This window comes from uncultured Capnocytophaga sp. (assembly GCF_938029845.1).
Classification (GTDB): Bacteria; Bacteroidota; Bacteroidia; order Flavobacteriales; family Flavobacteriaceae; genus Capnocytophaga.
This window is the reverse complement of record NZ_CALHGG010000050.1, coordinates 1-9,924: the sequence shown is the minus strand read 5'-3', so window position 1 is coordinate 9,924 and position 9,924 is coordinate 1. Positions and strand designations below refer to the sequence as shown.

The window sequence follows — 9,924 nt, the reverse complement described above, 5'->3', positions numbered from 1 at the left end:
CAGGTTCTCCCCACTGCTGATAACCGCTTCCCAATCCCGCCCTAAAGTATCGGATAAAAATCATTCGCTCTACATTAGGATCACGCTTGATAAGTATTTATATATTGAAGGACTACTCATCAACTATTTTTTATTTAGAAATTCTTTTATCTGCTCTTCAGTACGATTATATTTCTTTTTATAGCTATATATTTCAATCTTTTTTAGAGAATTATTATAAAAAATAGGGTTTAAGTCTCCGTTTTTTATATCATCATAAATATAAAGGTTTTCTAAACTATTAAAATCTTTTATAAATTCTAAATTATCAACCTTATCAATAAATAAATTTTTAATATTACTTTCTTTTAAAGACTCCAGGTAAATGTTCTTACTCCTAAGAATTGTTAAAGAGCTAATTTTATCGCATTGATTAATAGCATTGATGTCTTTCAACTTTGGCAGATAGTCAAGTTTGAGATGCTCCAAATTAGGTAAATATTGCAATCCCTCTATAGTTGGAAGTGAACCGTGTGTCAGTTCTAAATTTTTTAATGTATTTATTTCTGATAAAAAAACACAATCGGTATGGTTTAAATGCCATAAATGCAAGGTTTCAAGATCGTTTAGATTTTGAAACCTTGCATTTCCTTCTAAATGATTTTTAGAAAAATGAGTGTATAGATATGTTATAGATGTTAATTGAGTATGATCTAAAGGTATGCTATCATACCCCGCATACGAAAGACGCTTTAAATGCTTAAGAATATAAATTCCATCAATATTAGAGTTTTTTCCTATGCGTACAGAGAAGTTAAGGGTTTCAATATCAGGATATAGAGACAAAGCTGATAAATCAATATCAGGAATTTCAAATCCTTCTTGCCTAAGAGTAATAGATTTTATTCTCTTATTTTTTGCATAAGCAACTCCCTCTAACAATAAGTTATAAGGGACATTAAGACTATTTGTAAAATCTAATTCAAAATTCATAAAATTTAATGATGTTTCTTCTTTATATCTTTATCTAACTCTTCTCTTAATTCTTTAGCTAATCTATCAGCTTCTAATCTTTTATCTTTTGTTAAATTCTTGTATGCGGTGCTACCTGTGACAATAGAATTTTCTAATCTATCCTTTGGTATATAAGCTTTATTTTTTCCACTTTTAGCATAAGCTCCTTCATTTTCCAATGCTTTATACTCAACAGCTTTTCCTAACTCATTATCTCCATTTGTACTCATATGTGCCTTGCCCACTACAGTTCTTTTTTGCTTTTTTCCATCTATTTCAACTTCTTTATTTGTTCTCTCCTCAATAGATTCATTCATACGACCAATTTCACCTTTTCCAACATAAATCTTACCGTCACTAAGTTTTATCATATACGCCCCTCCTGTACCTGCAAGTCCAAAAACATCCACCTCAGTATTACTATCAAAAGTATACCCATAGAAATTAGTATTATTCCCAGCTAGCCCTATCGGATCTTGGCTAATATAAGTACCGCTTTCAGGTGAGTAATAACGGAAACGATTGTAATACAACCCTGTTTCAACATCCTCATACTGCCCTTGGTAGCAGAATGGTATAAATCCTTTCTCACCCTCAAGGGTATGTATATTGCCATAGAGGTCATACTCAGCACTCCACACCTTTTCTCCATTCTCATCATACGCCTCATACGGCGTTCCTAAATGGTCGGTGAGGATGCTATACGATTTATCCCCTACAAGTTTAGCCGCAGGCACAAAGGAGTTCTCATCAAACACCCAAGTGATAAGATTATCAGTTACAGGCTCTTCCTTGTCATAAACTAACAAATTGTCCTTATCTCTACTGAGATTAGGTCGCTTACTTAGGTCATACTCCCATTCGTGAAGTGGTACATTTCCGTCCCACAGAAAACGCTTGATGCGCTTGCTACTGAGGTTTATCTTTGCCGTGCGTCTGCCCAAGGCATCATACTCAAAGGCAAAATGTACCCTGTCGTTATTGGCGACACTCTTTAAACTTCCATTGGCATTCCACGAGTAAAACCACCGCAAGGTTGCAGGCTTCTCGTCTTCTTCGACTATCAGACTAAAACGCTTGAGCTGTTGCTTTTTGGATATTTTCTCTATTAGTTGCCCTTCAAGGTCGTAAACGTACTTCCAATCAGGACACTCTAAAAGCCGTCCACCCTCGCTATAGGTATACCCTTTGCGGTCAGGGGTTCTATATAAGTTCCCTACTGCATCAGGAACTTTATAAATCGTCTCTGTTTGGTTATAGGTGGCAGAGGCAAGATTTCCCACTAATCTTTTGCACTTAAAGGATATTTTTTTAAATTCATTAAATATTTATCCTTTAGTTCTGATACTTTTTCAAAAGGAATTTTATATAAAGAGCAAGGAAATGAAAGTATTTTTTTTAGTTCTATAATCTTACATTGTAATAAATTGCTTACCACCCCTAAAGGATAATAAAAAATATCATAACCATTATCAGCTTGTATGAAAGTCTCATCATAATTTTCTATATCAGTTTTAACTCCAATTTCATCTGTAGAAACTATGTATTCGTTTTGAATGTCTAATTCATATCTTCTCAGTAATTGATTGTTTTTAAAATGTTCAAATAACATTGTAGGTATCCATATATCTATATTAAATTTATATATATATGAATTATTAGATAAAAAAAGTAATTTTTCTTTATCAATAAAATTAATACATTCACCTTCTACTATATACATATCCAATAAATCTATTGTTGAAAGTTTTGATAAACTATTTGATATATTTATCTCATCAATAGTCTTCCATGTGATATTTTCTCTTATCAAATCTAAATTCAAATCATTAGAAAAAGAGATAAATAAGTTTTTTGGTATTATTAACCAACTTCTATGACTAAAAAAATTAAATAAATTTTGCATCTTAATGATATTTTGATGATATATCTATACCGTTCTCAAATACACTCCCATCAGGATGATAAACTCTGATATGTTCATTTCCTAATTTATCTTTCCAATGATATGGAATTAACATGTCATTTTCTTTTGAATGATTATAGAGTAATGCATCACATTGCGAACAAGGAGGAAGAGGACCAGCAGGATATGATGAACTACTTCCTTTTTTCAAAAATAGGTAAAGTGCTATGCTTTCCAAAGGAATATCAGTGAGTTCTTCCTCTTCAGGAAGTGGTGCATAGTGGCGATGCAGGTTCTCCCCACTGCTGATAATATCTTCCCAATCCCGCCCTAAAGTATCGGATAAAAACTCATATAAAAAGTGTCATATATTTTGAAAGAATATCAAAATTACTAATACTAAAGCGATTATTCTACTTCTAAAATTACAAATCTGTTAAAGTTCAGTATAGTTTGTAATATCCCTTTACTCCTGCACCTATTGTCCAAAAATGTTTAGCTTTATCTAATTCCTCCTGCCAAATACATTCTTCCTCTTTAGAGACATTTTCGGGAATAGATTTTAAAATATTTTCTGGTGTGGTATCCCTCCAAACTCCTATAGATATTTCTCGAAAACAATAACAATAAGGTTTCTCTGAAACATCAATATCACTATCCTTTTCTTCTAAGATTGTTATCAATTCATTTGCTTCAATCTCAAAAGGATTTATTCCATATATTTCTGGATTAATTTTCTCTGTTTCAGGACCTTGTAATTCTACAAATTTTAAATTTTTGTCATTATCAAAATCCATCCTAAATTCAAGAGTATCATAATAAAGTTGACGTTCATTCTTGTAATCAGGCTCACCAAGTATTTTGATAATTTCATTAATGTTACTACCAAAAGTAATCTTTGAATCATTGATCTCAATTCCTATTAAAGGAATAATTTTTAATTTTATTTTCATATGCTTAATGGTTTACTTTTTCTGAAGCTGTTTAAACTTTTTTTAGAAAAATAGGTAAAGTGCTGTGCTTTCTAAAGGGAATTCAGTCATATACTCTGAATGAGTGCCATTTTTTCCTATATTTCTTTAAAATAAAAACCTTTTAATTTATGGTGTTCACAAATTTGTTTGAATTTTTGTGTAACAATAATAAAAGAACGATGTTCTTCCATTCTGACTATATTATAAGGATCCAATGAATTAGGAAGAATATGAAGTTCATCTATTCTTAAACCTCCATAAGAGGTTTTTTTAACAATACTTTTAGTAAAATCTAAACAAGGTATACAATGTAGAATATTTAAAGTATAAAATCCTTCAATTGTATAGTCTTTACTATCTCTAATTATTGCTGGGAAAAATTGAATTTCTTTTTCATTAATATCCTCAAAAATCTCTTTAAATTTAGTGCTTACCAATCGTGGACCGAAAGTAGGTAAAACATCATAAGATGTTAGATAACTATCTATTTTATCAACATTGTAATACAGAACCTCAGACTGTTTGATTTTCACTCCATTATCAAAGTTCCCTTGTTCTACAACATTACTATCAGCATATCTAAAATAAACGTCTCTTTTGTAAAAATCTGAAAATTTAAAATACATATATTAAAATAATTTAATGAATTGAATAGCATTTCCTGCTGCCATTTCTTAACTCTAATCTTGTTTCTCTTCTTAATTCTTCAATTGTGTCCCTAAACTGTTGCTGCGTCCATTTTCCATCTTTGCCCTTGTCCCAAATATCTTCTAATTGCTCTTTAATATAGTCATTATATTCTTTATGCCCTTTATTCCAACCTTTATGAACACTTCTTGTAGGATGTATACCTTCTTCTGTAGGTAAATATATTAGATTACTTGGTTTATGAACATCAAAACCAGCAGCTTTTATACATTGATTTAGGAATGACATGATGTAATTGATAATCTTCTATTTTGGGCATATTATGGTAGTTCCATCCTCCTTTTGGCATCTCATTCAAACCAAAGACATCTACCCCTCCATTACAATCCATCACATACCGATAAAAAGCCAGCCCACCCGCCAACCGAATAGGGTCTTCACTTATATACCTCCCCGTCTCAGGGTGATAATACCTAAACCTATTGTAGCAAAGTTCTATTTCGGGATCGTAATATTGTCCTTGGTACTTGAACGGACATCTAAAGTTTTCTTTAGCAAAACCTTGACGGGAGTTGCCATAGAGGAGGTCTTGTTCGCGTTCCCATATCAGCTCGCCTTCTTGGTTGTAGGCTCTTCATTAGTGCATAGTGTATAGAGTACAGTGAACAATGGTGATATTCCCTCTATATACCCTGCTTTGAGTACTCGCATATTTTGCCTGTGTGGTACTCATACACCCCTGTGAGGTAAAAGTACCGTAAATTCCTCAACCTACAAAATTACTACTTTTTAAAACATTGAGCAAGTACCTAACACAAAATTTTTATATCCAATACTAAGAAAATATTTAAATAATATACTGGTAAAAATTTTCGTAATCCTTTCCATTTAATGCAGATATATATTTTTCTTTAAATTCATAAAATGAATTAGCAATTATAGCTACATCTTCATACTCAGGTTCTGTACCATAAAATATTTTTCCATTATTAAATTCACCTATACCTATTGCGACATAGCTATATCCATTTTTTACAGACATTAAAATTGGCAAATGTTTATCCCAAAAGGATTTAATATCAGATAACATTTCTTCGTCTAAGGCAGAATCAATACTCTGACATTCAAATTCATTCCAAGAAAAAGAGTTTTCATCATTTTTAGAAAAATCTTGATAAGATAAGAACCAAATATTGTCTTCCCTATTAGAGCATAAAGAAAATATTTTAAGAAATTCTTTATATTCTTCTATTGTTTTTGCAACTCTTCCTTTAGCTGAAGAGTTAATTACAAGATTTGAAATATCTACTGTTTTGACATTCCATCCTTTATTACATAATTGTTCAATAAATATTCTATTTTCCATTTAAAATTTGTTTTTTTTATTACATTTATGACTCTTTTTTGCAATCCTGTCACTTCGGTTGTAGCAGAGTTCAACCTCGCTATCATAGTACTGCCCTTGGTACTTGAACGGACATCTGAAGTTTTCTTTTGCAAAGCCCTGACGGGAGTTGCCGTAGAGGTCTTGCTCGCGTTCCCATATTAGCGCGCCTTCTTGGTTGTAGACTTCTATGGGTGTACCTAAATGGTCGGTGATAATGGAATAATGTTTGCTGTTGGTGATTTTTCCACAGGGCACAAAAGAACCCGCCTCAAAAATCCAAGTGGTGGGACTGTGCTCAGTACTTAAGTCATATAAACCTGTGTTGTAATTGAACTCAAAGGTCTCTTTCCATTCGTGCAAGGGTACATTGCCACTCCACAAAAAGTGGGTGGTGGTGCGGCTAAAATGTTTGGTAAGCCGTCTGCCAGGAGCATCGAAAGTAAAGGTTAGTTATTAGGCTATGAAAAATGATAATATCTAATTTTTTCCGATTAAAGTACCTATTAAATATGGATTTTTGGTATTCTTAATATATTCTATAATATTCTCATCACCATACTCATCTAACCATAATTCAATTCTATCCCCAATATCATGAAAATTAGTTTTTTTTATCAAATCATATAAGTCTACCATTTTTTTTAATGAGTCGAATGGATCTATATCATAATTATCCTCATATTTTGTGAGCTCTTTCATGCAAAAATTATAAAATTCATTATCGTTCATAATATTTTAGTTTATTATATTACCATTCTATCTGAATATGTGCTTCTCTTCCTCTACTAGGAATAGGTTCATTACTATCATTATATTTTGTTACATTTGGTCTATCTTCTCGCCCATAATCTCCATTAGAAATACATGATGAAGATACACTCTCTTTATGTGCATGAGGTACTTCATCAGATTGCTCCAAACTAACTTCTCTTTGAACAGCTGGTATACATATTTTCAACAACTCAATATGGTCTATTACGTAACATCTCTATAATTTCCTGTTCAGTTTCTTTATATATGTTCATAGGAATAGATATAGATATCTTATAAGAAGCTATTTGTTTAAAAAAATCACTATCAAATAACTCTAAGCTGAGAAAACTATCTGTATAGTATATGTTTGTAAAAAAACAAGCCTTTTCCATCCCCAAAGTATAGAAAATATCAAAATACTCTTTTATGAAATCAGATAACCAAGAAAGATAATCTACTAATTCATCGTCAGCTATATAAACTTTAGGATGCGATAAAGAAATACAACCAAAGCCATATTTTTCATCTCTTTTAGGCTTCTTATCATTTGGATGGATGATATACTCTATCTTAATCTTATTACCTAATATTTTAAGTATTTCATCTATTAATAACTCTGTTCCTAATATTTCTATGGTGATATAATAAGCAATCATATTTATTCTAATTTATTTCCTGTGTTTATCGATATTTTTTTCTATTAGTCCTTAAGTAAATATCATCAGTACCTAAGTCATATAAACCTGTGCTGTAATTGAGCTCAAAGGTTTCTTTCCATTCGTGCAAGGGTACATTGCCACTCCACAAAAAGTGGGTGGTGGTGCGGCTAAAATGTTTGGTAAGGCGTCTTACCTCTTTGAGCATTCCAAAGGCATCCCACTTATACTGCCAACGTAGTTATATTTGTAACCTTATTCTTTTGAATTGGTATCAAACTCTTTTAATTTGTTGCTAAAATCATTGTCTTTAGAGAAAATCTCCCAATAAGAAGAATCAACATATTCTATAAAGAAATCATATTTATTCTTTATTTCTTCCTCTTTTTCAATAGAATAATCTTCTATAATTCCTTTATCACCAATTAATATTAGCTCAATAAGCTGCCCTACTGACTCTATTAGTCTTTTTAAATCCTCTAATTTAATGTCATATCCTTTTGAAGAATTAATTTTATCTTCTAAATACACAAGATTAGAGGGGTAATAAAAAGCGTATATCCAAACTATTTTCCAATAATACTTTTCTGGACATTTTATGAGACTTAATATATCAATAAAGCTAATATCTTTTTTCTTTCCTATTATCATAGTTATATTAATTTGTCAAACTGATTAAAAGCCTCTGTAGAATCATCTTCTGGCATTAGTAGTGTATTAAATATGATACTACCTGTGTTGTAATCAAATATTTCTATATTTATAACTCCCTTACTATAAAAGCTTACGTAGCCTTCTATATTTTTATATTCAAAATCTATTCTTGTCAAAATACCAAAAGGATCGTTAAGGCTATTATCAAAAGTATGTATATTTACCTTATACTTATTCAATTTTGAGCTGAATCTACTCATAAAACAATTAATTTTTTCTTTCATATTTATTTAGTTAATATAGGAGGAGTCAAATTTCTATATTTAGGAGGAATTTCCCCTCCTTGTTTTTCAACTTGATATTTCTGAGATCTACTTGCTGTTGGACTCACTATTTTATACCAATTTTCTTTACCTCCTTGTATTAGACTATTCTTAGGAACTTCAAATTCTACATATATACTTCCTTTATCTGCCCCTGTATAAGAATCGTGTCCTCCTGTTGTAACAAAAGTTAATCCACCAGATTCTCCTATTGGTATATCACTCTTTTTCATAAGGTTATATTCTTCTTCACTCATCCAGCGTCCTACAGTTATCCATTCAATATCTTCTTCTTTTCTATTATAAGAATTCTCACTCAACCCCAGTAAATCCACCCAAGCATTGGTATCACTTACATAAGCAAAAAAGTTAGGTTCTCCAGATAAAAACCCAATAGGGTCTTCACTTATATACCTCCCCGTCTCGGGGTGATAATACCTAAATCGGTTGTAGCAAAGTTCTATCTCAGGGTCGTAATACTGTCCTTGGTATTTGAAGGGGCATCTGAAGTTTTCTTTGGCAAAACCTTGACGGGAGTTGCCATAGAGGTCTTGTTCGCGTTCCCATATCAGTTCACCTTCTTGGTTGTAGGCTTCTATGGGCGTGCCTAAGTGGTCGGTGATGATGGAGTAATGCTTGCCATTGGAGATCTTTCCGCAGGGCACAAAAGAGCCTGCTTCAAAAATCCAAGTGGTGGGGCTGTGTTCAGTACCTAAGTCGTATAAGCCTGTGCTGTAATTGAACTCAAAGGTCTCTTTCCATTAATAATCTTCAATGAATGATTTATAAACGCCATTTTCTACTATTTTTTCAATTGTTTCTTCCATTGCTTTTTTACTAAAAGAAGGCAGTAAAATTAAATTTTTTTTAAAAAAATAACCTTGTCCACTATTTATAATATCATACATAACTCTTTCAATTCCTGAAAAATATAAATTATAATTCTTATTTTCAATTGTTAGTACAACATCTCTTAAATAATTTTTTGATTCTATGTCAAACCAATCCATATCATCTTCTATATCGCTATGGTATTCTATTGTATATTTCATAATAACTATTCTTTTACTGTTACTTTGGCTAATTCTGCTTGATATTCATCAACAGTCATAGGTTTCTTAGGGGTAATTTCGTAATAACTCCTTCCTGTTTTTACAATTTACAGTTGTTTAAAATAATTAGTGACTAGCAAGTTGAATTACTTACTTATTTAGCGTAGTTCCTTACACAATTGTACACTTTCATTGCTCAAAAAAATGTAAAGTTGTTTATTTTTCTCTTCTGATAGCTTTGTAAAACAACGTCTATTATTTTTATAGTTTTCAGCTATACATATTTTCAACAACTCAATATGGTCTATTACGTAATTGTCTTTTACGTAACATCTCTATCATTTCCTGTTCAGTTACTTTATATATGTCCATAGGAATAGATATAGATATCTTATAAGAAGCTATTTGTTTTAAAAAATCACTATCAAATAAGTCTAAGCTGAGAAAACTATCTGTATAGTGTATGTTTGTATAAAACCAAACCTTTTCCATCCCCAAAGTATAGAAAATATCAAAATACTCTTTTTATGAAATCAGATAACCAAGAAAGATAATCTACTAATTCATCGTCAGCTATA

At 31.4% G+C, this 9,924-nt stretch carries 18 protein-coding genes; all 18 read right to left on the bottom strand.

Annotation, left to right across the window (positions count from 1 at the left end; all coding sequences use genetic code 11):
- Positions 1-123: 123 nt before the first annotated feature.
- A complete protein-coding gene (locus Q0625_RS03700) occupies positions 124-972 on the bottom strand; it encodes a hypothetical protein (RefSeq protein WP_009415008.1) in 849 nt (282 codons plus the stop codon).
- Between the two features lie 5 nt (positions 973-977).
- On the bottom strand, positions 978-2,276 hold the full coding sequence (locus Q0625_RS03695) for an RHS repeat-associated core domain-containing protein (RefSeq protein WP_298823548.1): 1,299 nt from the start codon (positions 2,274-2,276) through the stop codon (positions 978-980).
- Positions 2,276-2,899 carry a hypothetical protein gene (locus Q0625_RS03690; RefSeq protein ID WP_298823547.1) on the bottom strand — a complete coding sequence of 208 codons (624 nt, stop codon included), beginning with the start codon at positions 2,897-2,899 and terminating at the stop codon, positions 2,276-2,278. The genes Q0625_RS03695 and Q0625_RS03690 overlap by 1 nt, the downstream gene beginning before the upstream one ends.
- A 1-nt stretch (position 2,900) precedes the next feature.
- Positions 2,901-3,137, bottom strand: a complete 237-nt coding sequence (locus tag Q0625_RS03685) for a hypothetical protein (RefSeq protein ID WP_298823546.1) — start codon at positions 3,135-3,137, stop codon at positions 2,901-2,903.
- A 205-nt stretch (positions 3,138-3,342) separates the two neighbouring features.
- Complete coding sequence (locus Q0625_RS03680) at positions 3,343-3,852, bottom strand: hypothetical protein (protein ID WP_298823545.1); 510 nt, start codon at positions 3,850-3,852, stop codon at positions 3,343-3,345.
- 116 nt (positions 3,853-3,968) lie between these two features.
- The gene (locus Q0625_RS03675; protein ID WP_298823544.1) at positions 3,969-4,499 is read right to left on the bottom strand and encodes a DUF1629 domain-containing protein; all 531 of its coding nucleotides are present in this window, start codon (positions 4,497-4,499) and stop codon (positions 3,969-3,971) included.
- A gap of 13 nt (positions 4,500-4,512) precedes the next feature.
- Complete coding sequence (locus tag Q0625_RS03670) at positions 4,513-4,809, bottom strand: AHH domain-containing protein (protein ID WP_298823542.1); 297 nt, start codon at positions 4,807-4,809, stop codon at positions 4,513-4,515.
- A complete protein-coding gene (locus Q0625_RS03665) occupies positions 4,769-5,128 on the bottom strand; it encodes an RHS repeat-associated core domain-containing protein (RefSeq protein ID WP_298823552.1) in 360 nt (119 codons plus the stop codon). The genes Q0625_RS03670 and Q0625_RS03665 overlap by 41 nt, the downstream gene beginning before the upstream one ends.
- 240 nt (positions 5,129-5,368) lie before the next feature.
- Entirely contained in the window at positions 5,369-5,887 is a 519-nt protein-coding gene (locus Q0625_RS03660) for an SMI1/KNR4 family protein (protein ID WP_298823540.1), read from the bottom strand.
- Complete coding sequence (locus Q0625_RS03655; protein WP_298823538.1) at positions 5,888-6,289, bottom strand: RHS domain-containing protein; 402 nt, start codon at positions 6,287-6,289, stop codon at positions 5,888-5,890.
- Positions 6,290-6,385: 96 nt separating this feature from the next.
- On the bottom strand, positions 6,386-6,637 hold the full coding sequence (locus Q0625_RS03650; protein ID WP_021628334.1) for a hypothetical protein: 252 nt from the start codon (positions 6,635-6,637) through the stop codon (positions 6,386-6,388).
- A gap of 19 nt (positions 6,638-6,656) precedes the next feature.
- Positions 6,657-6,866 carry a hypothetical protein gene (locus tag Q0625_RS03645; protein WP_298823534.1) on the bottom strand — a complete coding sequence of 70 codons (210 nt, stop codon included), beginning with the start codon at positions 6,864-6,866 and terminating at the stop codon, positions 6,657-6,659.
- 4 nt (positions 6,867-6,870) lie between these two features.
- The gene (locus Q0625_RS03640; RefSeq protein WP_298823533.1) at positions 6,871-7,317 is read right to left on the bottom strand and encodes a hypothetical protein; all 447 of its coding nucleotides are present in this window, start codon (positions 7,315-7,317) and stop codon (positions 6,871-6,873) included.
- Between the two features lie 25 nt (positions 7,318-7,342).
- Entirely contained in the window at positions 7,343-7,525 is a 183-nt protein-coding gene (locus Q0625_RS03635; protein ID WP_298823532.1) for a hypothetical protein, read from the bottom strand.
- A gap of 47 nt (positions 7,526-7,572) precedes the next feature.
- Positions 7,573-7,968: a hypothetical protein gene (locus tag Q0625_RS03630; RefSeq protein ID WP_277012593.1), complete on the bottom strand. Its 396-nt coding sequence runs from the start codon at positions 7,966-7,968 to the stop codon at positions 7,573-7,575.
- A gap of 2 nt (positions 7,969-7,970) precedes the next feature.
- The gene (locus Q0625_RS03625; RefSeq protein ID WP_021629214.1) at positions 7,971-8,255 is read right to left on the bottom strand and encodes a hypothetical protein; all 285 of its coding nucleotides are present in this window, start codon (positions 8,253-8,255) and stop codon (positions 7,971-7,973) included.
- Positions 8,256-8,257: 2 nt separating this feature from the next.
- Positions 8,258-8,959: an RHS repeat-associated core domain-containing protein gene (locus Q0625_RS03620; protein ID WP_298823531.1), complete on the bottom strand. Its 702-nt coding sequence runs from the start codon at positions 8,957-8,959 to the stop codon at positions 8,258-8,260.
- 96 nt (positions 8,960-9,055) lie between these two features.
- Positions 9,056-9,346 (bottom strand): hypothetical protein, encoded by a 291-nt coding sequence (locus tag Q0625_RS03615; protein WP_021628179.1) that lies wholly within the window; start codon positions 9,344-9,346, stop codon positions 9,056-9,058.
- Positions 9,347-9,924 lie beyond the last annotated feature (578 nt).